The sequence below is a fragment of the Streptomyces sp. NPDC104106 genome (assembly GCF_055584345.1).
The window spans coordinates 405,717-426,663 of the sequence record NZ_JBVJMF010000003.1 but is presented as its reverse complement, the minus strand read 5'-3'; the positions used below and the strand labels follow the sequence as shown (position 1 = coordinate 426,663).

Genomic DNA, 20,947 nt, shown 5'->3' with positions numbered 1-20,947 from the left:
CGGGAGCGCCACCGCGAACTGGCCGTACCTACCCATTCATGTCCTCCTCCGATAGTCCTCGGTGTCTGCGGTAGTCCTCGCTGTCGGCCGGAACGGATGGGGGTGTCCGGCATGCACCGGTCATGGCCGGCCTTCTCGGCGTCATGGGACGCGCGGTGGCACTGAACGGGGTTCCCGGGCCCGCCGTCGTCCACACGTCGCCTCACCCTTCGTCACCATGGTGCGGACACGGCGTACGAACGGCCAGTTCAGGGACGGTTCGTGTGAGCGCCGTCTTCGCGGGCACCCGTGGTCACGGCGGTTCGACCCGGGCCGCCGCAATGCGACCGGAGGTGAGGACATGGGACACGGTGGAAACGTGATCGACGAGTTGGTCACCGATCACCGGGAAGTCGAGGAGATCTTCGGGAAGATCGAGGCGTTGCCGCCGGGCGACAAGAACCGGAAGGTGTACGTGGACCAGGCCACGATGGAACTGGTCCGGCACTCGGTGGCCGAGGAGGCCTACCTCTACCCCGCCGTGCGGGAACATGTGGCGGGCGGTGACGCACTGGCCGACAAGGAGATCGAGGACCACTCCAAGGCCGAACAGATCATGAAGGACCTGGAGAGCTGCCAGGCGGACGACCCGCAGTTCGACATGCTGACGAGCCGGCTCATGACGGAGATCCGGGCGCATGTCACGGACGAGGAGGAGAACCTCTTCCCGCGGCTGCGCGCGTCGTGTCCGCCGGAGGCTCTCGACCGCCTGGGCGACAAGGTCCGCCAGGCGAAGAAGATGGCGCCGACGCGCCCCCACCCGTCCGCCCCCGACGAGCCGCCGGCGAACAAGCTGCTGGCGCCGGGTGCCGGACTGGTCGACCGACTGCGCGACGCGCTCAGCGGGCGCGGCAAGACCGACTGACGGACACCACACCCTGCCCGGACACGTACGACAACTCGTGCACACCACACGTCCAGACACCGGTCCGGCTGCGCGCCGACCGGTGTCTCGTGTGTGTGGCGTCCCCTGGTCAGAAGGCCCGGTCCAGATCTCAGAAGATCATCTCAGAAGATCAGGGACAGCGCGTAGGCGAGGAAGAAGGCCGCGACGAGGACGACGACCACGACGATCACCGTGAGCGGCCCCTTGGCCCAGCCCTTGGGGGGATTGTGCGACTCGTAGGGACCCGCGCCGGGCAGGCTGCTCTCGGCGGGTGGGGTCTCACCGGGTGGGACACCTCCCCCGGGCTCCAGGCCTGTCGTGCGCTCGGGTTCGGGATCGGGGTTAGCGGAAGTCATGCCACCCGAGTGCCCCACCGGGGAGGTGTCAACAGGCCGGCCGGGCAATTCCTCGCGGTACCGGCGGCACCGTCCCCCGCGCGGCGGGCGTCAGCCGCCGCCGTCCTCCTGGTCGTCCGCGGGGGGCAGGTCTTCGTCCGGCACCACGTGCACGGCGGCCTCCTCCGCGCCCGCCGCCCCGGCGTCCACGCCCTTGTCCTCGGCGACGGCCTCCTTGGTGGTGGCCGCGCGTACGCCCTCGTCCGGAGCCACCAGGCGTCCCGCTCGACGCTCCCCGCTCTCGGGGTCACGCGGCTCACCCTCACCGGCGGGCAGGTCTCCGATGCCGTCTCCCTCCGGCGGGGCCGTGTCCGGCACCTCCTGGCGCAGCCTCTCGTCGAGGGTCTCGCCCTCGCGCTGCTCGCTCGCGGTGGTTCCCGTCTTCGTGACGCCGAGGGGCTTTTCCGGCGGGGAGTATCCCTCGTCGAGCACATCGTCGTAGGTGCGTTCGTCGACCGCGTCCTGGAGGTCCAGCGGCGCGGCGTCCTCTTGTTCCTCGGTGTCTCCGACGGGCTGGTACACGTCATCGGCCATGTTCTCGTCGCTCATCCGGGGCCCTCCCGTCCGGTCATCGCTGGACTTTCCCCCGGAGTACCGAGAACGCGCCGGATGATGCCCGGTGCGGGTGCTCCCCTCTGGTCCGCGCGGGAGTTCGTGCCCTGTTCTCCCGCATCGGGCGGGCCGGGAGCGGGCACCCGGCTCCCGCACGCCGCACCGACGGAAGGAGTGTCATGTCACACGAGCAGGCCCGCCGCCGCGAGGAGGGCCCCACCCCGGACGCGAAGACGGCCGCGGAGGAGGTTCTCGACGAGTTCGAGCGGGCGGAGACGGATCCGGAGCACCGGCGCCGGGCGGATCGGCGTCGCGGCGAGGCCGGGGACGCCATCAGGCCCGGCCGGCACGCGCAGGAGCAGGCCGAGGGCGAGTGAGCCACCCGAGGGGGCGGCCCCGCATCCGCTCCTCCGGCACGAGCCCCGGCCGGCCCCTCTGCTCCCCCGGCGGCCGGGCGCTCAGCTCGGCCCCGGCCGTCGGGCCGATCTTGGCGGCCCCGGCCCGGGGACTTTCTGTCCGACGCCCCGGCCCGGGGGCTTCCTGTCCGGCCTCCCGGTCGTCGGCCCCACCGATGCGCTCAGGCCGTTGAGCCGCCTGCCACCAGGTTCGCTCGCCGAGCACGTGCCCGGCCCCCTGCCCCCAGTCCAGCAGCCACCCAGCCACCCTCTCTCCCCCCAGCACCGGCCCCCCTCGTCGGCCCCGGCCACCGACAGCCGAACCAGTGTCCCGCGGCCCGGGGCGGGGCCGCGGGCGGGGGGCGCGGGCCTGGGTCAGGGTTGCAGCAGGGTCTTGACCATGCCGTCCTGCTTCGCCTGGAAGGTCGCGTAGGCCTGGGGGGCGTCCGTCAGCGGCAGGTGGTGGGTGGCGAAGTCGTCCACGCCCAGCGGGTCGTCGTCACTCAGGTGGGGGCGGATGTCGTTCACCCAGCGCCAGACGTTGGCCTGGCCCATGCGGACCTGGATCTGCTTGTCGAACATCCTCAGCAGCGGCATGGGGGTGGCGGCCCCGGCGTAGACACCGCTGATGGACAGCGTGCCGCCGCGCCGTACGGCGTCGATCCCGCTGAGCAGGGCTCCGACCCGGTCCACCCCCGCGTTCTCCATCAGCGGGCGGGCGAGCTTGTCCGGCAGCAGGCCCACCGCCCATTGCGCGGCGTGCGCCATGGGCGAACCGTGCGCCTCCAGTCCCACGGCGTCGATCACGGCGTCCGTGCCCCGCCCCTCGGTGAGGTCACGGACCGCGTCGCCCACGTCCTTGCCGTCCGCGCGCAGGTCCAGGACGGTCGTACCGCGCTGCCGGGCCCGTTCGAGGCGGGCGTCCACGAGGTCGACGCCGATGACGAGGTCCGCTCCGCGCAGCCGGGCGATGCGGGTGGCCATGTCACCGATGGGCCCGAGGCCGAGGACCGTGACGCTGCCGCCGCGCGGTATGGCGGCGTAGTCCACCGCCTGCCAGGCTGTCGGCAGCACGTCGGACAGATACACGAACCGGTCGTCGGGCGGGCCGTGGGGCACCTTGATGGGCAGCGTGTCACCGAAGGGTACCCGTACGAACTGGGCCTGCCCGCCGGGCACTTGGCCGTACAGCTTGGTGTAGCCGAACAGGGCGGCTCCGCTGCCCGCGGACGTGACCTGGGTCGTCTCGCACTGGGACTGCAGGCCCTGCCGGCACATCCAGCATGTGTTGCAGGAGACGTTGAACGGGACGACCACGCGGTCCCCCACCGACACGGCGGTGACGTCGGGTCCCGTCTCCGCGACGACTCCCATGGCCTCGTGGCCCAGGATGTCGCCCGGTTCCAGGAACGGGCCGAAGATCTCGTACAGATGCAGGTCGGAGCCGCAGATCCCGGTCGAGGTCACCTGCACGACGATGTCGTCGGGCTTCTCGATGCGGGGATCGGGGACCTCGTCGACGCGTACATCACGCTTTCCGTGCCACGTCACAGCGCGCATGTTCGTCACCTCCCGATGGGCGCGGACGGAACCGCGGCCGAGTACCCGTACGCCCGCGTGTCAGACCGGCCGGGACGCGCCGCGTACGCGGTCAGCCCACGTAGCGGCGGGCCGTCGAGCGGCTCTGTGCCGCCTCCAGCAGCCGCAGCCGGGACTCGACCTCGGCGGGCAGCATCCGCCGTTCGCGCAGCACCCAGGGCAGCGCGGCGGCCGCCTCGGCGAACGCGCGCAGTGACACGGTGTCCCGCGGCACGGTGCGGGCCAGGTGGGCCGTGCGGCGCAGTGCGGGCCGCACCGGGCGGCGCAGCCAGGTGAACCACAGGGTGTTGCGGATGCCGTGGGCCCGGCGCACGGTCGGGTCGCGGACGGTGGAGGGCTGATGGTGCACGGTCAGCTGGTCGGCGTACGTCAGCCACCAGCCGTCGGCCGCGAGGTCGGCGGCGAGCAGTTCCTCCTCACCGCCCAGCCAGAGCCGGGGGTGGAAGCCCCCTGCGGCGCGGAAGGCGTCGGTACGCAGCACGGTCGCCGCGGCCAGGAAGGAGCCGAGCGCCGGTCCGGGCAGCCAGCCGGGCCGCGGGATCGGGGAGTCGCGCAGCTCCTTGACGATGGGGTCCTCGGTGCCGTCGGGTTCCACGACGATGCGCGCGGTGACCGTGCCCACTGCCGGGTGGCGGTCCAGCAGGTCGGCGGCCTGGGACAGGGCACCGCGGCCCCACCAGGAGTCGTCGTCGCAGAACGCCGCGTACGGTGTCCGCACCTGCCGTACGGCCAGGTTGCGGCCGACGGCGCCGAGATTGCGGCCGGGCCGCAGCAGGAGCACCTCGGGGTGCCGGCGGGCCACCGCCGCTGCGGTCCCGTCGGTGGATCCGTTGTCGGTGACGATCACTGGTGGCCGCTCCGGCAGTTCGGCGAGGCGGTCGAGTGTCCGCAGCAGTTCGGGGCGGCGGTTGTGGGTGATGACCACGACGGTCACGCGCGGGTCGGTCATGCGCTCGCTCCGGCCCTCGGGCCCTCGAGGCTGCGGGCGGCGCGTTCGATGTGCGGGGGCAGCGGCCGGCGCGCGCGCAGCGCGGCGGGCAGGCGCGCGAGGGTCTCCCGGAGGGCCTGCCGGGCGACCGGATCACCGGAGGCCTGTGCCGCGAGATCGCGGGTGCGGGCGAGGGCGTACGGCAGCGGTCGGCGCAGCCAGGCGGTGAGCAGGGCGTTGCGCCGGACGACGGCCGGGCGCCCGGTGCGGGGCGCGGGCGCCGGGTGGTGGTGGGCGACGACGCGGGGGCAGTGGGTGACGCCCCAGCCGCGGGCGGCGAGGTCGTAGGCGAGCAGGGTCTCCTCGCCGCCGAAGAACAGCACCGGGTGGAAGCCGCCCGCGTCCAGATAGGCGCTGCGGCGGACGACGCCGGCGCAGGCGAGGAAACCGAGGACCTGGACGCCGGGCAGGTCGGCCGCCGGGCCCAGCGGCGAGGCGGCGAGCACGTCGTTGAGGGGGTCGGACTCGGCGGCGGGCCCGACGAGGGTGTGCGCGGACAGCAGGCCGAGCCGCGGGTGGGCGTCGAACAGCCCGGCGGCACGGCTGAGCGCCCCCGGCGCCCACCAGGAGTCGTCGTCGCTGAAGGCCACGTAGGGGGTGTCCAGCGCGCGGACGCCGACGGTGCGGGCGAGCGCTCCCTGATTGGTGGGCAGGCAAACCACACGCACCTGCGGGAAGTCGTGGGCGAGCAGCTCGGCAGTGCCGTCCGTGGAGGCGTTGTCGACGACCACGACGGCGGGTCGTTCAGGCAGGGCCCGCAGACGGTCGAGGGTGCGGGCGAGCGACGACGCCCGGTCGCGAGTGGCGATGACTACGCCTACGGGGGAACGGCCGACGGTGGGAGGGGCCGTGGGAGCGCTGCCGTTTCCTCGCGGTGCCATGGCCGCCGAGTAACCCGGCGGCCCGATGTCATGCCCGGACCGACCGGCCACGGCCACGGCCGCCGACGGGCCCCCCGCGACGTCCGCCGCAACCCGCGCCCGCGCACGTGCGCTCAGGCGGCGGTGCTGAGGGCCTCTCGCCTGCTGTCGCCCGGCTCGGCGCGGAGGGCCACCGGTGCGGGGGCCTGACGCCGTCGGGCGAGGAGGCCGGCCCCGATGGTGCCGGCGATCAGCAGGCCGCCGGCCACCAGGGCGCCCCGGGTCCCGGCGAGTTCCATGAGCAGGCCGAGGGCCGGAGGGCCGGCGAGACCCCACACGGTGCCGATGCCGCTCCACACGCCGAGCACGCGTCCACGCAGGTGAGCGGGCGGGTCCGTCTGCAGGACCGCCGTTCCCGCGGTGTCCGACACGGACTCGGCCACCGCCATGGGCAGGACGAGGACGAGCAGCACGGCGAGTGACGGCGACAGCGCCGCCGCCACCTGGAGCAGCCCGCCGAGGGCCGCCAGGAGGCCGACGACACGCACCGAGGGCCGGCGCAGCCGGGCGCCCAGCACCGCGCCCAGGATGCCGCCGACGGCCAGCACCGTGGAGACGGTGCCGAAGGAACCGGCACCGCCGGCGAGCGGCCCGGTGACGAGCACGGCCAGGGTGAGGCCGTAGTTGCGGCCGAAGACCGTGCTGATCCCGGTGATGCCCGCGAGCGCGACCAGGCGGGGCCTGCGCGCGAAGAAGGCCAGCCCCTCCCGCACGCTCATCCCGTCCCGGTCGGCGGAGTCGCGAACGGCGGCCCTGGAGGGCTGTACGACGGCTCCGGGCGCGGGGCGCAGGAACGGGATCACCGAGGCCACGAAGAGGAAGGACACGCCGTTGGCCGCGTACGCGGCGGCCGTGCCGAGCAGGCCCACCGTCACACCGGCCAGCGCCGTGCCCGCGAGCCGGCCCGCGCTGTGCACCAGGGCGCCCACGCCGATCGCCGAGGGCACGTCCGAGACGGGCACGAGGTCGTTGCCGAGCAGCGCGCAGGCCGGTGCGTCGACGGTGGCGATCGTGCCGGTCACGGCGGCCAGCACCAGCAGGGACGTCATGTCGAGCCGGCCCAGCGCCACCAGTGTCGCCGTCGTGAAGGCGACGAGGCCGAGCAGGGCCTGGCTGACGGCCGCCGTGAGCTTGCGCGGCCAGCGGTCGACGGCCGCGCCGCCCGCGAGGCTCATGAGCAGGGCGGGGGCGGCCTGCACGGACATGGACAGGCCGGTCGCCGCGGCGGAGCCGGTGATGTGGAGCACGAGGAGGTTCTGCACCGTCAGCTGCATCCAGGTGCCGGTGTTCGACACCAGGTTCGCGACGGACCACCAGCGCATGCTCCGGTGCCGCAGGGACCGCCACGGCGAGCGCGACGGTGTGGTGCGGGGGGCGGGTGCGAGGGCAGGGGCGGTACGGGATGCGGAAGACACAGGGTGATACCCGGGGGGCGAGGCGGCGAGGGTGAAGCGCAGCGGAACCGAGGAACGCCGGCGGCACTGCGCGGCCGCTCCACCTTGTCGGTCACGGCGCCGACCATCGTGGCAGACCGGTCGGGCCGGACGCCGACCGTCCTACGCCGTGACACCGTCCCGCCGGCGCCAATGTGCCCGCCCACCATGGGATTTGGCCTGATGAGTGGGGTTGCTCACAGGCACCCGCCGACGCCCAGCCGAGGCCCCCGCCGGAGCCTGGCGAGGGCCTCCGCCGGGCGCCTGGCCGCACCCCCCGCCAACGCCCGCCGTCACACCCGCCCGGCACCCGTCGTGACCCCCGCCACGCCCCCGCCCACGCGCTACCGCAACACCGCCATCACACCCGCCAGGGCTCTGGCCCCACCACCCGCCAACGCCCACCGGTGCACGCCTGGCCCCTGCGGCAGTACCCGCCACGGCGCCCCCGACGCCTCTGCCGCAGCACCCCACGCCACCCTCCAACGCCCGCCTGCACGCCTGGCCCCCTGCCCAGCACCCCCATGCCGCCCGCCACCCGCCACCCGCCGACGCCCTACCGCAGCACCCCCACGGCCTGCTGCGCGTCCGCCACGGCGCCCGCCGGCGCCCCTGCCCCAGCACCCCACCCCCTGCTGCCGCGCCCGCCACGGCACCGGCCCGGCGGCCTGCCGCAGCGCCCGTCGGCACTTCCGGTCGCGCCGAGCCGGGGTCGAGGGGAAACTGACATCAACGTGTGAAACGTACTCGTCCGGGAAACCCGGCTCAGCACCGTCGGGAACACGGCGGCCGCTGCCGACGCCTCTGTCGATCGATCCAGACGCTGCGTCCCGCTCCCTCACGTTATGCACACAGATCTCCCAGCACCGGTCCTGTTTGCGCTGCTCAGCGTGCCGTGTGCGGCTAAGGAGTCCCATGACTGACGCCAGCCCCCGTCTGCCGTGGCGCCGTGCCGCGGTGACCGGTGGCGCCGGCTTCATCGGCAGCCACCTGTGCGAGCGCCTGCTGGATTCGGGCGTCGAAGTCGACTGCGTGGACAACCTGCTCTCCGGGTCCCGTGCCAATGTCGCCCACCTGGAGCGGCGTGCGGGTTTCCGGTTCGTGGAGTGCGACGTGTCGGCGCCCGGGTGCCCGGAGACCCTCACCGGGCCCTACGACCTCGTCCTGCACTTCGCGTGCTGCGCGTCACCGGCCGACTACCTCCGGCTCCCCCTGGAGACCCTGGACGCCGGCAGCCTGGGCACCCGCGCCCTGCTCGACGTCGCCGAACGCGACGGGGCGCGCTTCCTGCTGGCCTCGACGTCCGAGGTGTACGGCGATCCGCTCGCGCACCCGCAGCGCGAGGACTACTGGGGCAACGTCAACCCGGTGGGCCCGCGCAGCGTGTACGACGAGTCGAAACGCTTCTCGGAGGCCCTGGTCACCGCGCATGTGCGGACCCGGGGCGCGGACGCGGGGATCGTGCGCCTGTTCAACACCTACGGCCCCCGGATGCGAGCCCACGACGGCCGGGCCGTGCCCACCTTCGTCTGTCAGGCGCTGGCGGGTGAACCGCTGACGGTGGCGGGTGACGGCAGCCAGACCCGCTCCCTGTGCTATGTGGACGACACGGTCGACGGCATTCTGCTGGTGGCCGCGAGCCGCTCGGTGCGCCCGGTGAACATCGGCGGGACGGACGAGGTCACGGTCGCGGACCTCGCGCGCCGGGTCCTGGCACTGACCGGCTCCTCCTCCCCCATCGAGTTCGTCGACCGGCCGACGGACGATCCGCAGCGGCGCCGCCCGGACACCCGGCTGGCCCGCGAGTTGCTGGGCTGGCAGCCCAAGGTGCCCTGGGAGGAGGGGATCAAGCACACGATCGCCTACTTCGCCACCGCGCAGCCGGCGCGTACGCCCTTCCCGCAGGCCTGACCCGACGACCGCCCGGAGGCATCGCATGCGCGTCCTGGGAATCAACGCCCTCTTCCACGACCCGGCCGCCGCACTCGTCCAGGACGGCCGCATCGTGGCCGCCACGGAGGAGGAGCGCTTCAGCCGCCGCAAACACGGCAAGCGGCCCGTTCCCTTCTCCGCCTGGGAACTGCCCGAGCAGTCCGCCCGGTGGTGCCTGGAGCAGGCCGGTCTCACCCCGTCCGACCTCGACGCGGTCGCCTACTCGTACGATCCCGAACTCGCCCTTCCCGCCGATGAGTTGGGCCTGAACGACCCATGGGACCGGCTGCGCCAGGAGTACGCGCGCCGCGCCCCGGAGTTCCTCGCCGAGGCCCTGCCCGGCCTCGACCCCGACAAGGTCCGCTTCGTCCCCCACCACGTCGCGCACGCCGCCTCGGCCGGCCAGGCGTCGCCCTACCCGGACTGCGCGGTGCTGGTCCTGGACGGCCGGGGCGAGTGCGGCTCCCATCTCGCGGGGCGCTACGCGAACCGGGAACTGACCGTCCTGGGCACCCAGCGGCTGCCCCACTCCCTGGGCCTGTTCTACGAGGACCTCACCGAGCACCTCGGTTTCCTGCGCAGCAGCGACGAGTTCAAGGTGATGGCCCTGGCCTCGTACGGCGAACCGCGCTTCCTCGACGAACTGCGCACGTCCGTACGGCTCGACGGCAACGGCGGATTCCGGGCCCCGTCCGTGCCCTGGTCGTCCCTCGTCCCGCCGCGTGCTCCGGGCGCGCCGTGGACGCAGGCGCACGCCGACGCCGCCGCCAGCGCCCAGGCGTGCCTGGAGGAGGTCCTGTTGGGCCTCGTGCGGTGGCTGCACGACCGTACGGGCGACGAGGTGCTGGCGCTCGCGGGCGGGGTGGCGCTGAACTGCGTGGCCAACACGCGGCTGCACCGCGAGGGCCCGTTCCGCCGGATCTGGGTGCAGCCCGCCGCCGGCGACGCGGGTACGGCGCTCGGCGCGGCCCTGCATGTCGCGAACGCCAAGGAGACCGTGGAGGCGATGCCGACCGCCGCCCTGGGCCGGGGCTGGAGCGACGCCGAGCTGCGTGCCTGGCTGGAGCGGGCGGCCGTACCGTACGAGGAGCCCGAGGACATCGCGCAGACCGTGGCCGAGGAGCTGGCGGCGGACGGGATCGTGGCCTGGTTCCAGGGCCGCAGCGAGTACGGACCCCGGGCGCTCGGGCACCGGTCGCTGCTGGCCCACCCGGGCCGTGCGGGCAACCTGGAGCGGCTCAACGCGGTCAAGGGGCGGGAGGAGTTCCGTCCGGTGGCGCCCATGGTCCTGGCGGAGCGCGCCGGGGAACTGTTCGACGGGCCGCTGCCCAGCCCGTACATGCTGTTCGTGCACGACGTGGCCGCCGCGTGGCGGGACCGGATCCCGGCGGTCGTCCACGTCGACGGCACGGCCCGCATCCAGACGGTGGACCGGGCCGAGGAGCCGCTGGTGGCCCGGATGATCGACGGCTTCGAGCGGCGCACGGGGCTGCCCGTCGTGGTCAACACCAGCCTCAACACCGCGGGCCGGCCGATGGTGGACGATCCCCGGGACGCCCTGGAGTGCTTCGGGTCGGCCCCGGTGGACCTGCTCGCCCTCGGGCCGTTCGCCGTCCGTCGCCGGGAGATGTTCGCATGACGGCCGCTCCCGCCTACTGCGTGGTCGTCCCGACGATCGGGCGGCCCTGCCTCGCCGACTGCCTGCGCGCGCTCGCGGCGGCCGACGGGCATCCGCCCGAGGAGGTCGTGGTGGTCGACGACCGGCCGGAGCCCGCCGGGCCGCTGCCGCTGGAGGCGGCGGGAGTCCTGCGCGGGCGGACGCGCCTGCTGCGGACCGGGGGCCGGGGCCCGGCGGCCGCCCGCAACGCCGGCTGGCGCACGGTCGGCACTGCGTGGACGGTCTTCCTCGACGACGACGTCCAGGTGCTGCCGGACTGGTCCCGCCGCCTCGCCCACGACCTGGCGACGGCCGACGCGGCCACGGGCGGCGTCCAGGGGCGGCTGACCGTCCCGCTCCCCGGCGACCGCAGGCCGACCGACTGGGAGCGCGGTACGGCCGGTCTTGAGCAGGCCGCCTGGGCCACCGCCGACATGGCCTACCGCACCGCCGCGCTGCGCCGGGTGGGCGGCTTCGACGAGCGGTTCCGCCGGGCGTTCCGCGAGGACGCGGACCTGGCCCTGCGGGTCCGGGACGCGGGCTGGACCCTGCGGCGCGGCACGCGCACGACCCGGCATCCGGTACGGCCGGCCGGCCGCTGGGCGTCGGTGCGGGCCCAGCGCGGCAACGCCGACGACGTCCTGATGACCCGGCTGCACGGCCCCGGCTGGTGGGACCGGGCCGAGGCGCCCCGGGGCCGGTTCCCCCGGCACGCGCTGGTCACCGCCGCCGCGCTCACGGCACTCGGCTGCGCGCTGACCGGCCGCCGCCGCGCCGCCGGTGCGGCCGGCGGGCTGTGGGCGCTCGGCACGGCGGAGTTCGCCCTCGCCCGTATCGCGCCGGGCCCGCGCACCGGGCCCGAGATCGCCACCATGTTCGCCACCAGCGTGCTCATCCCGCCGCTGGCCGTCCGCCACTGGATCGACGGCCTGGTCCGCCACCGCCGGGCCCTTCCCCTGGAGGGCATGTCGTGAACCGGCCGGCCGCCGTCCTCTTCGACCGGGACGGGACCCTCATCGAGGACGTCCCCTACAACGGCGACCCCGCCCTGGTCAGGCCGCTGCCCGGGGCCCGGCGCGCCGTGGCGCTGCTGCGCGCGGCGGGCATCGCGACCGCGGTGGTCAGCAACCAGTCGGGCATCGGCCGGGGGCTGCTCACCGAGGCGCAGGTCCGCCGGGTCAACGAGCGGGCGGACGCGCTGCTCGGCGGCCTCGGCGCCTGGGTGTACTGCCCGCACGCGCCCGCCGCCCACTGCGGATGCCGCAAACCCCGCCCGGGGCTCGTGACCGAGGCGGCGCGGCGGCTCGGCGTGGCACCGGCCGACTGCGTGGTGATCGGTGACATCGGTGCCGATGTGCTGGCCGCGCGCGCGGCGGGCGCGCGGGGTGTGCTGGTGCCGACCCCGGCGACACTGCCTCAGGAGATCGAGGCGGCCCCGCGCACCGCGCCCGACCTGCTGACGGCGGTACGCCGGCTGCTCGCGGAGGGTGGGGGTGAGCGGGCGTGAGGACCCTGGTCGTACGCCTCGACAGCTTCGGAGACGTGCTGCTCGCCGGACCCGCCGTCCGCGCGGTCGCCGCCCACAGCTCCCGGGTGACGCTGCTGTGCGGCCCGCGCGGCGAACCGGCCGCCCGGCTGCTGCCCGGCGTCGACGAGGTCATGGTGTGGGCCGCGCCCTGGGAGGGCTTCGATCCGCCGTCCGTCGACCGGGCGGACGTCGACGGGCTGCTGCGGCGGCTGCGGGAGCGCGCGTTCGACACCGCGCTCGTGCTCACCTCCTTCCACCAGAGCCCGCTGCCCACGGCCCTGTTGCTGCGCCTGGCGGGTGTCGGGCGGATCGGCGCGGACAGCACCGACCATCCGGGCCGGCTGCTGGACGTCCGGCACCGGCGGCTGCCCGGCCGGCACGAGGCCGAGGCTGCGCTGGACACGGCGGCCGCCCTGGGCTTCCTGCCGCCGGGCGGGGACGACGGCAGGCTGCGCGTCGTACCGCCGCCCGACACCGTGCCGCTGACCGGCAACGGCCCTTACGTCGTCGTGCATCCCGGGGCCAGTGCGCCCGCCCGGGCGTGGAGCCCGGAGCGCTGCGCCGAGGCGGTGGCCCTGCTCGCCGACGCCGGACACCGGGTCGTGGTCACCGGCGGCCCGGACGAGACGGAACTGACCGGGCGGGTCAGCGGTGGCACCGCCGTGGACCTCGGCGGCCGGACCACGCCGCGCGCCCTGGCGGGCGTGCTGCGGGGCGCCGACGTCGTGGTCAGCGGCAACACCGGTCCGGCCCATCTGGCGGCCGCCGTCGGCACGCCGGTGGTGTCCCTCTTCTCCCCGGTCGTACCGGCGGAGCGGTGGGCGCCCTACGGAGTGCCGAGCGTGCTCCTCGGTGACCAGCACGCGCCCTGCGCGGACAGCCGCGCCCTGCACTGTCCCGTCCCGGGCCACCCCTGTCTGGAGAGCGTCACGCCCGAGGACGTGGTGAGCGCCGTCGGCAAACTGCTCATGGAGACCACATGAACATTCTCGTCTGGCACGTGCACGGTTCCTGGCTGACCTCGTTCGTCCAGGGGCCGTACACCTTCCTCGTGCCGGTGACGCCCGACCGTGGCCCGGACGGTCTCGGGCGGGCGAGAACGTGGCAATGGCCGTCCGGTGTGCGCGAGATGAGCCCTGGGGAGCTGCGGGAGGCCGACATCGACCTGATGGTGCTGCAACGGCCGCACGAGCTGGAGCTGGCCCGGCGGTGGACGGGCCGCAGGCCCGGTGCCGACGTGCCGGCGGTGTACGTCGAGCACAACTGCCCGCACGAGACGGCCGTGGACACCCGGCACCCGCTCGCCGACCGCGACGACATCCCCCTCGTGCACGTCACCCACTTCAACCGTCTGATGTGGGACAACGGCCGCGCCCCGACCGAGGTGATCGAGCACGGCATCATCGACCCCGGCCCGCTGTGGACGGGCGAGGAGCGGCGTGCGGCGGTCGTCGTCAACGAGCCGGTGCGGCGCGGCCGTACGACGGGCACGGACCTGCTGCCGCGGTTCGCGCGCGCGGCCCCGCTGGACGTGTTCGGCATGCGCACCGAGGGCCTGGCCGGGCGGCTGGGGCTCTCCCCCGGCCGCTGCCGCTGCCGAGACCTGCCGCAGGGCGAGCTGCATCCGGCGATGGCCCGCTGCCGGCTGTACCTCCACCCCGTGCGGTGGACGTCGCTCGGGCTGTCCCTGCTGGAGGCCATGTTCCTGGGCATGCCGGTGGTGGCGCTGGACACGACGGAGGTGCGCGAAGCGGTGCCCGAGGGGGCCGGAGTGGTCTCCAACCGCCTCGACGTCCTTGAGGACGCCGTCCGCGGTTTCCTCGCGGATCCCGTCCACGCCCGGCTGACGGGGGAGGCCGCCCGAGCCGCGGCACAGGCCCGTTACGGAGAGCGGCGCTTCCTGGACGACTGGGAACGCCTGATCAAGGAGGTCACCCGATGAGCACGAGCCGCCGGCCGGTCGGCCGCGTCGCCATGGTTTCCGAGCACGCCAGTCCGCTGGCCGAGCTGGGCGGTCCGGACGCGGGCGGCCAGAACGTGTACGTGGCCCAGCTCGCCCGCCAGTTGGCGCGCCGCGGCCACGAGGTGGTCGTGTACACGCGGCGCGACGACCCCCATCTGCCCGAACGGGTCCTCACCGACGACGGGGTACGCGTCGTCCATGTGCCCGCCGGACCACCGGCCCCCATACCCAAGGACGAACTCCTCGCCTGTATGCCGGAGTTCGGATCCTGGCTGGCCCGCGAGTGGGCGGCCGAGCCGCCCGACGTGGTCCACGCGCACTTCTGGATGTCGGGGCTGGCCTCGGTGACCGGCGCCCGCGCCCTGGGCGTCCCCGTGGTGCAGACGTACCACGCGCTCGGCACCGTGAAGAAGCGGTACCAGGGCGCCGCCGACACCAGCCCCTGCGAACGGATCGCGATCGAGCAGGCCGTGGGCCGGGAGTGCGCCGGCATCATCGCCACGTGCCAGGACGAGGTGGCCGAACTGGTCGCCATGGGCCTGCCCCGCGAGCGGGTCCACATCGTGCCCTGCGGCGTGGACCCCGAGCACTTCAGGCCGGCCGGGAAAGCCCGCGGATCCGCCGACGGCCCCCGTCGTCTGCTCACCGTCGGCCGGCTCGTGCCCCGCAAGGGCTTCGACCGGGCGATCCGCGCCCTGGCCGACGTCCCCGATGCCGAACTCCTCGTCGCCGGAGGGCCCGAGCCGGCCCTGCTCGGCGCCGAGCCGGAGGCGGAACGGCTGTGGGCGCTCGCCGGGGAGTACGGGGTCGGCGACCGGGTGACCCTGCTGGGCGGGGTGAGCCCGCACCGCATGCCCCGGCTCATGTCGGAGGCGGACCTCGTGCTGTCCGTGCCGCGCTACGAGCCGTTCGGCATCGTCCCCGTCGAGGCCATGGCCTGCCGCACGCCCGTGCTGGCGACGGCCGTCGGCGGACAGCTGGACACCGTCGTCCATGACGTCACCGGCCTCCTGGTGCCCTCCGACGACGACTACGACCTCGGCGCGGCCGTGCGGGGCCTGCTCAGCGACCCCGCCCGGCTCGCCCGGTACGGTGCCGCCGGCCGGCACCGCGTCCTCGCCCGCTATACCTGGGACCGGGTCGCCGACGGGGTGAGCCAGGTCTACAGCACGGTGTCCGCCGTCCCCTCGCTGTCGGGAACAGTCCGATGAAACTCGCCACCGATGTCACGCACTGCGACGACCTGATGAAGGCCCTCGAAGGCTTTCGCGGGTACGCCGCCCCCGTCCTTCAGCGGTGGGGATCCGCTCTCGCCGACCGGCTGGGGTCGGGGGGCCGGCTCCTGGTCGCGGGCAACGGCGGCAGCGCCGCCCAGGCCCAGCACCTGACCGCCGAGCTGGTAGGCCGCTACCGCGAGGACCGGCCGCCGTTCTCCGCGCTCGCGCTGCACGCCGACACCTCCTCGACGACCGCCATCGCCAACGACTACGGCGTCCAGGAGATCTTCGCCCGGCAGGTCTGCGCGCACGGGCGGGCCGGAGACGTCCTGATGCTGCTGTCGACCAGCGGGGCCAGCGCCAACCTGCTCGTGGCCGCGAAGCAGGCGCAGCACCTCGGGATGCGCGTGTGGGCCCTGACCGGCCCGGCGCCCAATCCCCTGGAGGCGACGGCGGACGAGCCCCTGTGTGTGGAGGCGGCGGCATCCGCCACCGTGCAGGAACTGCACCTGGTGGCCGTCCACATGCTGTGCGAGTCCTTCGACCGCGCCGTCGAACGGGCGGCCCGACGTGATCGGGGCAGGCCGTGACCGCCCCGGCGCCGCTGCTCGTCGTCGGGGACGCGCTGCTCGACCACGACCTGTGCGGCCGGGCCGAACGCCTCGCGCCCGATGCACCCGTGCCCGTGCTCAGCGGCGGCCGGCGCACCAGTCGGCCGGGCGGCGCGGCGCTCGCCGCGTGTCTCGCCGCCGCCGACGGCCGGCCCGTCACGCTCGTGACCGCGCTGGGCGAGGACGACAGCAGCACGGCGCTCGCCGACCTCCTGGCGGGCCGGGTGACGGTGGTACGGCTGCCCCTGCGGGGCACGCTGTCCAGCAAGACCCGGATCCTCGCCGAGGGCAGGCCGCTGCTGCGCCTGGACGACGGCGACGGCTGGGCTGCTCGGGCCACCGAGGAGGCGTGCCGGGCGGTGGCGGACGCCGGTGCCGTCCTCGTGGCCGACTACGGGCGCGGCACCGCGGACGTCCTGCGGGAAGCCCTGGCGGCGGTGGCCGCGCGCGTGCCGGTGGTGTGGGACCCCCACCCCCGAGGGGGCCCGCCGGTGCCCGGGGTGCGGCTGGCCACGCCGTCCGCGGCCGAGGCCCGGTTCTTCGCCGCCGGTGCCGACGGTGACGCCGCCGGGCACGCCACCGCCCTTCAGCGGGCGGCCCGGGACGCGCGCGCCCTGGTGCGGTCCTGGCGTGCGGTGTCCGTGCTCGTCACGCTCGGCGGCCGGGGCGCGCTGCTGTCGCACGGCGAGACCCCACTGCTGGTGCCGTCGCCGGTCGCGGCCGACGGTGACGCCTGCGGCGCCGGTGACCGGCTCGCGGCGACGGCCGCCGGGATGCTCGCGGACGGCCGGATGACCGAGTCCGCGGTGCGGGCGGCCGTGCACGCGGCCACCCGGTACGTCGCCGAGGGCGGGGTGCGCTCGCTGTCCCTCGCGCCGCAGGACGCCGCCCGGCCGGTGCCCGCGGACGACGACCCCTTCGGCACGGTCGCCCGGGTCCGGGCGGCGGGCGGCACGGTGGTCGCCGCCGGCGGCTGCTTCGACCTGCTGCACGCCGGTCATGTCGCGCTGCTCCAGGCCGCCCGCCGGGCGGGCGACTGCCTGGTGGTCTGCGTCAACTCCGACCAGTCGGTCCGCCGCCGCAAGGGCTCGGGGCGGCCGCTCGTGCCCCTGGCGGACCGGATCCGGGTGCTGCGGGCGCTGGAGTGCGTCGACGCGGTCGCCGTGTTCGACGAGGACACGCCGGAACGGCTGCTCGGCGAACTGCGCCCGCACATCTGGGCCAAGGGCGGCGACTACGCCGCGACCCGGCTGCCGGAGGCCGCGCTGGTGGAGAGCTGGGGCGGCCAGGTCGTCCTCTTCCCCTACCTGGACGGCCGGTCCACCACCGGCATCGCCCGGCGGGCGGCCTCGGGCACACAGCCGGCCGGGCGTCCGCGCTGACCGGTGCCCGGTACTCGTCCGGAAATCCCTACCGCCGTCGCCGAGAGGAGCCCACGATGAGCAGCGAGGCAGACAGCAGGGTGGTGGTCACGGGGGCCACCGGCAATGTGGGAACCAGTGTGGTCCGTCTGCTCTCCGAGGATCCGCGGGTCGAGTGGGTGCGCGGGGTCGCCCGGCGTACGCCCGGCTGGACACCGCAGAAGACCGAGTGGTGCCCGGTGGACCTGGCCTCCGAAGGGGCGGACCTCGTCCCGGTGTTCCGGGGAGCGAGCGCCGTGGTCCATCTCGCGTGGGCGTTCCAGCCGACCCACGATCCGGCGCGTACGTGGCAGACCAATGTGCTGGGCAGCACCCGTGTGTTCGAGGCCGTGGCCGCCGCACAGGTCCCGGTGCTGGTGCACACCTCGTCCGTCGGCGCCTACTCGCCGGGCCCCAAGGACCACGCGGTGGACGAGTCCTGGCCGACGCACGGTTGGCCGGACGCCGCCTACTGCCGTGAGAAGGCCTATCTGGAGCGGACGCTGGACATCTTCGAACGCGATCACCCCGAGGTCAGGGTGGTGCGCATGCGTCCGGCCTTCCTGTTCAAGCGCGAGTCGGCGAGCGAGCAGCGGCGCATCTTCGGCGGCCGTTTCCTGCCCGGTCAGTTGGCCCGGCCCGGCCTGTTGCCGGTCCTGCCGGACGTGCCGGGTCTGACGGTGCAGGTGTTGCACACCGACGACGCCGCCCGGGCCTTCCAGCTCGCACTGCGCTCCGATGCCGCGCGAGGTGCCTTCAACCTCGCCGCCGAGCCGGTGGTCGACGCCGGTCTGCTCGGGGAGATGCTGGACCGCCGCCCGGTGCGGCTGCCCCGTACCGCGGCCCGGTCCGCGGTCGCCGCCGCCTGGCGGCTGCGTGTCCTTCCCGCCTCCCCGCACCTCTTCGACGCCGTCCTCAGACTGCCCCTGATGGACTGCGGGCGCGCCCACCAGGAGTTGGGATGGCAGCCCGAACACTCGGCGCCGGAGGTGCTGCGGGAATTCCTGGCGGGACTGCGGGAGGGAGCCGGGCACGACACCGAGCCCCTGCGCGGGCGCAAGGTCGGCTGAACGCCGCACGCCGCCGGTTCGACCGGTGGCCGGCCGGACTACGCATGGCGCATGATTCCACCCCGGATCGAGGAGACCCTGCCGGAGCCGGCTCCGTTCGCGCACGCCGTACAGCAGCGGCGGCCCGGCGACGGCACCTGGTGCGAGGCGTGGACCGTGCGCGACGTCCTGGTCCACCAGACGGGCAACGCCGAGGAACTGGCCCGGGTTCTACGGGCGTTCCTCGACGGTGCGCCGGTGGAGACCAGGGGCTTCGAGCGGGAGGAGCCCTATCGGCGGAAGTCCGACGCCGACCTCTGGGCGGCGTTCTTGAACCGCTGCGAACAGCTCACCGAGGTCGCCACGGCCGCCGCACAGGATCTGTCCCCGGACACCGAACTGATATGGACCGGGCGGTCGGTGACCGCGCCCTTCTTCGCCGAGCACATGTGTGAGGAGCTGATCCTGCACCGCTGGGACGTGACCGGCGACGACGCTACCGCAGTGCGGGCGCTGGGCGAGCCGTGGCTGACGGAGCACAGTGTGCGCTCGGTCGGCCGTCCGCTGCTGGAGCGGGGCCGGGCCGGGCTGGCCCCCGGGTCCGCGGAACGCGTCGAGGGCCGCCTGCGTACGCCGGGCATGGACGACGTCGTGGTGAGCGCCGACGCCGGCGGCGGCACCATCCGGCTCGCGGCCCCCGAGGGGCCCCGCCACGCTCGAGAGCGACGCCGCCGTGCGCGTCCTGCTGCTGTGGGGGCGCCGCCCCGCCGATCCGTCGCGCTGGCACAGCTCCGCCGGGCGCGAGGCCCTGCGCCGGGCGCGGGCGCTCCTGAGCGGTTACTGACGGATCGCGCGGTTGACGGGGGATCAGGCCCCCGCCTCCATCTGCTGCATGACGCCCTTGCGCTCGTCCTCGTCCCTGACCAGCATCGACAGCAGGGAGGCCACCGTCAGGCCGGCTTCGGCCGGGTGGCGCAGGACCTTGCTGGGATCGATGCTGTACTGGTTGGTGCGCCCGTTACGCGTGTGGGAGAGGTAGCCGTCCTGCTCCAGCTCCGAGATGATCTTCTGGACCGCACGCTCCGTGAGCCGGCAGCGCGCCGCGATGTCGCGGATCCGCGCGTTGTGATTGTCGGCGATGCTGGCCAGGACACGCGCGTGATTGGTCAGGAACGTCCACCCGGCATGCGGCTCGGGCACTGCGTCGACTGCCACCATGGCGCCATGGTACGCCCACGTGTTCACGCTCACAAACACACGAAACCAAATTCGCGTACCGCTTGACGTATCAGGCGATGCGGATGAGTCTGGAGTAGGACCCGGGGAGGAGGCGATCATGCCGGAACCACGCTACGAGGAGTCGTCGACAGGACTGGACGGGTCATGCCGGCCGTCCGCGCCTGCCGGATCCCTGCTCGTGGAGGCGGGGCCGGACCACCGGCGCGTGAAGGTCACGGTGCGCGGGAAGTTCTGCCTGGACGACAGCCAGAGTCTGCGGCACGCCCTGTGTGACGCCCTCGCCCGGTCGACGCGGGGAGTGGATCTGGACCTCGGCGAGCTGGAGTTCGCTGACTGCTCCGCGCTCAACGTGCTGCTGGCCGTGCGCCGGGAGGCGGTCGCCGCAGGCAAGGAGGTCACCGTCACCGCGGCCAGCCCCGCCACGGAGCGCCTGCTGACCTTCACGGACACCTACGACCTCTTCGCGGCCAGCGACGGCGCCCGCGCGCCCGGCCGGCAATCCGCAACGCAGCGGTGCGAGGACGCCGACGACGGGCTCCTGCAGACCGAGGTGGTGCAGCTGCGGCGCGCGTTGCGTACCCGCCCGGACATCGACCTGGCCCGCGGCATCCTCATGGCGTCCTTCGGCCTGGACGCCGACGAGGCCTGGGAGGTGCTGGTGACGGCCTCCCAGAGAACCAACACGAAACTGCACCGCCTCGCCCGGGACGTGGTGGCCACCGTGCAGGGCGCGTCCCTGCCGGACGCCGTCCAGAAGGAGCTGACGGCGGCCATCACGGCGCGCAAGGCCGGCGTCCCCCCGCGGGGCCGCGTCCGCACCGGACCGCCCCGGCACGCGGTGTGCCAGGGAGAGGACCGGGCATAGGCGCCCGGTCATGGGTGGAGGGCGGAAGTACGCGTGCCCTTCCGCCCTCCACCGCCCCCTGGTTCCACCCGGATCGAGCCAGGGCCGCCGGAGCGTTCAGTCCTCACCCCTGACGATGTTCCCCTCGCTGCTCGTCGACTCGGCCGGTGGAGCACCCGCGTCCGCGACGGCGGCGAGGCAGGTGCGTACACCCTTGTTCCGGAGGTGACGAGCCTTCGCCCAGCCGGTCTCGGCGGTCTCGGCCGCTCGAAGAGACGTCTTCGGTGCGGTTCGCGTGGT

Annotated in this window: 20 protein-coding genes and 1 pseudogene; 14 read left to right on the top strand and 7 right to left on the bottom strand. The window is 74.5% G+C overall.

The features are described 5' to 3' along the window. Positions 1-340: 340 nt before the first annotated feature. The gene (locus ACZ60X_RS09305) at positions 341-904 is read left to right on the top strand and encodes a hemerythrin domain-containing protein (protein ID WP_469595362.1); all 564 of its coding nucleotides are present in this window, start codon (positions 341-343) and stop codon (positions 902-904) included. A 143-nt stretch (positions 905-1,047) separates the two neighbouring features. On the opposite strand, the gene ACZ60X_RS09300 is transcribed toward ACZ60X_RS09305, so the two are convergent. Both ACZ60X_RS09300 and ACZ60X_RS09295 read right to left on the bottom strand, forming a co-directional pair. After that, positions 1,048-1,281 (bottom strand): DUF6480 family protein, encoded by a 234-nt coding sequence (locus tag ACZ60X_RS09300; protein WP_469595359.1) that lies wholly within the window; start codon positions 1,279-1,281, stop codon positions 1,048-1,050. A 90-nt stretch (positions 1,282-1,371) separates the two neighbouring features. Beyond that, complete coding sequence (locus tag ACZ60X_RS09295) at positions 1,372-1,869, bottom strand: DUF5709 domain-containing protein (RefSeq protein ID WP_469595357.1); 498 nt, start codon at positions 1,867-1,869, stop codon at positions 1,372-1,374. A gap of 182 nt (positions 1,870-2,051) precedes the next feature. Between ACZ60X_RS09295 and ACZ60X_RS09290 the strand changes: the two genes are divergently transcribed. Then, complete coding sequence (locus ACZ60X_RS09290; RefSeq protein WP_469595355.1) at positions 2,052-2,249, top strand: hypothetical protein; 198 nt, start codon at positions 2,052-2,054, stop codon at positions 2,247-2,249. A 393-nt stretch (positions 2,250-2,642) separates the two neighbouring features. Here the strand turns inward: ACZ60X_RS09290 and ACZ60X_RS09285 are convergent, their stop codons facing one another. From ACZ60X_RS09285 to ACZ60X_RS09270, 4 genes are all read right to left on the bottom strand, one after another. After that, the gene (locus ACZ60X_RS09285; RefSeq protein WP_469595352.1) at positions 2,643-3,827 is read right to left on the bottom strand and encodes an alcohol dehydrogenase catalytic domain-containing protein; all 1,185 of its coding nucleotides are present in this window, start codon (positions 3,825-3,827) and stop codon (positions 2,643-2,645) included. 91 nt (positions 3,828-3,918) lie between these two features. Beyond that, on the bottom strand, positions 3,919-4,815 hold the full coding sequence (locus ACZ60X_RS09280; protein WP_469595349.1) for a glycosyltransferase family 2 protein: 897 nt from the start codon (positions 4,813-4,815) through the stop codon (positions 3,919-3,921). Further along, positions 4,812-5,735: a glycosyltransferase family 2 protein gene (locus ACZ60X_RS09275; protein ID WP_469595347.1), complete on the bottom strand. Its 924-nt coding sequence runs from the start codon at positions 5,733-5,735 to the stop codon at positions 4,812-4,814. Before ACZ60X_RS09275 ends, ACZ60X_RS09280 begins: the two co-directional genes overlap by 4 nt. Positions 5,736-5,848: 113 nt before the next feature. Next, positions 5,849-7,096 carry an MFS transporter gene (locus tag ACZ60X_RS09270; protein ID WP_469595345.1) on the bottom strand — a complete coding sequence of 416 codons (1,248 nt, stop codon included), beginning with the start codon at positions 7,094-7,096 and terminating at the stop codon, positions 5,849-5,851. 1,026 nt (positions 7,097-8,122) lie between these two features. Between ACZ60X_RS09270 and ACZ60X_RS09265 the strand changes: the two genes are divergently transcribed. From ACZ60X_RS09265 to ACZ60X_RS09215, 11 genes and pseudogenes are all read left to right on the top strand, one after another. After that, entirely contained in the window at positions 8,123-9,118 is a 996-nt protein-coding gene (locus ACZ60X_RS09265) for an NAD-dependent epimerase/dehydratase family protein (protein ID WP_469595343.1), read from the top strand. A gap of 25 nt (positions 9,119-9,143) precedes the next feature. Beyond that, a complete protein-coding gene (locus ACZ60X_RS09260; RefSeq protein ID WP_469595341.1) occupies positions 9,144-10,778 on the top strand; it encodes a carbamoyltransferase family protein in 1,635 nt (544 codons plus the stop codon). After that, the gene (locus tag ACZ60X_RS09255) at positions 10,775-11,770 is read left to right on the top strand and encodes a glycosyltransferase family 2 protein (RefSeq protein ID WP_469595338.1); all 996 of its coding nucleotides are present in this window, start codon (positions 10,775-10,777) and stop codon (positions 11,768-11,770) included. Before ACZ60X_RS09260 ends, ACZ60X_RS09255 begins: the two co-directional genes overlap by 4 nt. Further along, complete coding sequence (locus ACZ60X_RS09250) at positions 11,767-12,303, top strand: D-glycero-alpha-D-manno-heptose-1,7-bisphosphate 7-phosphatase (protein WP_469595336.1); 537 nt, start codon at positions 11,767-11,769, stop codon at positions 12,301-12,303. The genes ACZ60X_RS09255 and ACZ60X_RS09250 overlap by 4 nt, the downstream gene beginning before the upstream one ends. Then, complete coding sequence (locus ACZ60X_RS09245) at positions 12,300-13,307, top strand: glycosyltransferase family 9 protein (protein ID WP_469595333.1); 1,008 nt, start codon at positions 12,300-12,302, stop codon at positions 13,305-13,307. The genes ACZ60X_RS09250 and ACZ60X_RS09245 overlap by 4 nt, the downstream gene beginning before the upstream one ends. Continuing rightward, entirely contained in the window at positions 13,304-14,266 is a 963-nt protein-coding gene (locus ACZ60X_RS09240) for a glycosyltransferase (RefSeq protein ID WP_469595331.1), read from the top strand. The genes ACZ60X_RS09245 and ACZ60X_RS09240 overlap by 4 nt, the downstream gene beginning before the upstream one ends. Continuing rightward, the gene (locus ACZ60X_RS09235; protein WP_469595329.1) at positions 14,263-15,498 is read left to right on the top strand and encodes a glycosyltransferase; all 1,236 of its coding nucleotides are present in this window, start codon (positions 14,263-14,265) and stop codon (positions 15,496-15,498) included. Before ACZ60X_RS09240 ends, ACZ60X_RS09235 begins: the two co-directional genes overlap by 4 nt. After that, a complete protein-coding gene (locus ACZ60X_RS09230; RefSeq protein WP_469595327.1) occupies positions 15,495-16,094 on the top strand; it encodes a D-sedoheptulose-7-phosphate isomerase in 600 nt (199 codons plus the stop codon). The genes ACZ60X_RS09235 and ACZ60X_RS09230 overlap by 4 nt, the downstream gene beginning before the upstream one ends. Further along, complete coding sequence (gene rfaE2, locus ACZ60X_RS09225; RefSeq protein ID WP_469595325.1) at positions 16,091-17,497, top strand: D-glycero-beta-D-manno-heptose 1-phosphate adenylyltransferase; 1,407 nt, start codon at positions 16,091-16,093, stop codon at positions 17,495-17,497. Before ACZ60X_RS09230 ends, rfaE2 begins: the two co-directional genes overlap by 4 nt. A gap of 56 nt (positions 17,498-17,553) precedes the next feature. Next, the gene (locus ACZ60X_RS09220; protein ID WP_469595323.1) at positions 17,554-18,585 is read left to right on the top strand and encodes an SDR family oxidoreductase; all 1,032 of its coding nucleotides are present in this window, start codon (positions 17,554-17,556) and stop codon (positions 18,583-18,585) included. A 51-nt stretch (positions 18,586-18,636) separates the two neighbouring features. After that, a pseudogene (locus ACZ60X_RS09215) lies at positions 18,637-19,035 on the top strand (maleylpyruvate isomerase N-terminal domain-containing protein); the annotation flags it as partial. A gap of 396 nt (positions 19,036-19,431) precedes the next feature. Here ACZ60X_RS09215 and ACZ60X_RS09210 read toward each other — a convergent pair. Further along, positions 19,432-19,782 (bottom strand): helix-turn-helix transcriptional regulator, encoded by a 351-nt coding sequence (locus ACZ60X_RS09210; protein ID WP_469595320.1) that lies wholly within the window; start codon positions 19,780-19,782, stop codon positions 19,432-19,434. 118 nt (positions 19,783-19,900) lie between these two features. Here ACZ60X_RS09210 and ACZ60X_RS09205 point away from each other — a divergent pair, with 118 nt between their 5' ends. Then, the gene (locus tag ACZ60X_RS09205; RefSeq protein ID WP_469595318.1) at positions 19,901-20,668 is read left to right on the top strand and encodes an ANTAR domain-containing protein; all 768 of its coding nucleotides are present in this window, start codon (positions 19,901-19,903) and stop codon (positions 20,666-20,668) included. Positions 20,669-20,947: the final 279 nt, after the last annotated feature.

What these genes read in the sequence shown, in the direction of transcription:
- ACZ60X_RS09305 (WP_469595362.1), top strand. Translation starts at nt 341, where the DNA reads ATGGGACACGGTGGAAACGTGATCGACGAGTTGGTCACCGATCACCGG.
- ACZ60X_RS09300 (WP_469595359.1), bottom strand. Translation starts at nt 1,281, where the DNA reads ATGACTTCCGCTAACCCCGATCCCGAACCCGAGCGCACGACAGGCCTG.
- ACZ60X_RS09295 (WP_469595357.1), bottom strand. Translation starts at nt 1,869, where the DNA reads ATGAGCGACGAGAACATGGCCGATGACGTGTACCAGCCCGTCGGAGAC.
- ACZ60X_RS09290 (WP_469595355.1), top strand. Translation starts at nt 2,052, where the DNA reads ATGTCACACGAGCAGGCCCGCCGCCGCGAGGAGGGCCCCACCCCGGAC.
- ACZ60X_RS09285 (WP_469595352.1), bottom strand. Translation starts at nt 3,827, where the DNA reads ATGCGCGCTGTGACGTGGCACGGAAAGCGTGATGTACGCGTCGACGAG.
- ACZ60X_RS09280 (WP_469595349.1), bottom strand. Translation starts at nt 4,815, where the DNA reads ATGACCGACCCGCGCGTGACCGTCGTGGTCATCACCCACAACCGCCGC.
- ACZ60X_RS09275 (WP_469595347.1), bottom strand. Translation starts at nt 5,735, where the DNA reads ATGGCACCGCGAGGAAACGGCAGCGCTCCCACGGCCCCTCCCACCGTC.
- ACZ60X_RS09270 (WP_469595345.1), bottom strand. Translation starts at nt 7,096, where the DNA reads ATGCGCTGGTGGTCCGTCGCGAACCTGGTGTCGAACACCGGCACCTGG.
- ACZ60X_RS09265 (WP_469595343.1), top strand. Translation starts at nt 8,123, where the DNA reads ATGACTGACGCCAGCCCCCGTCTGCCGTGGCGCCGTGCCGCGGTGACC.
- ACZ60X_RS09260 (WP_469595341.1), top strand. Translation starts at nt 9,144, where the DNA reads ATGCGCGTCCTGGGAATCAACGCCCTCTTCCACGACCCGGCCGCCGCA.
- ACZ60X_RS09255 (WP_469595338.1), top strand. Translation starts at nt 10,775, where the DNA reads ATGACGGCCGCTCCCGCCTACTGCGTGGTCGTCCCGACGATCGGGCGG.
- ACZ60X_RS09240 (WP_469595331.1), top strand. Translation starts at nt 13,304, where the DNA reads ATGAACATTCTCGTCTGGCACGTGCACGGTTCCTGGCTGACCTCGTTC.
- ACZ60X_RS09235 (WP_469595329.1), top strand. Translation starts at nt 14,263, where the DNA reads ATGAGCACGAGCCGCCGGCCGGTCGGCCGCGTCGCCATGGTTTCCGAG.
- ACZ60X_RS09230 (WP_469595327.1), top strand. Translation starts at nt 15,495, where the DNA reads ATGAAACTCGCCACCGATGTCACGCACTGCGACGACCTGATGAAGGCC.
- ACZ60X_RS09220 (WP_469595323.1), top strand. Translation starts at nt 17,554, where the DNA reads ATGAGCAGCGAGGCAGACAGCAGGGTGGTGGTCACGGGGGCCACCGGC.
- ACZ60X_RS09210 (WP_469595320.1), bottom strand. Translation starts at nt 19,782, where the DNA reads ATGGTGGCAGTCGACGCAGTGCCCGAGCCGCATGCCGGGTGGACGTTC.
- ACZ60X_RS09205 (WP_469595318.1), top strand. Translation starts at nt 19,901, where the DNA reads ATGCCGGAACCACGCTACGAGGAGTCGTCGACAGGACTGGACGGGTCA.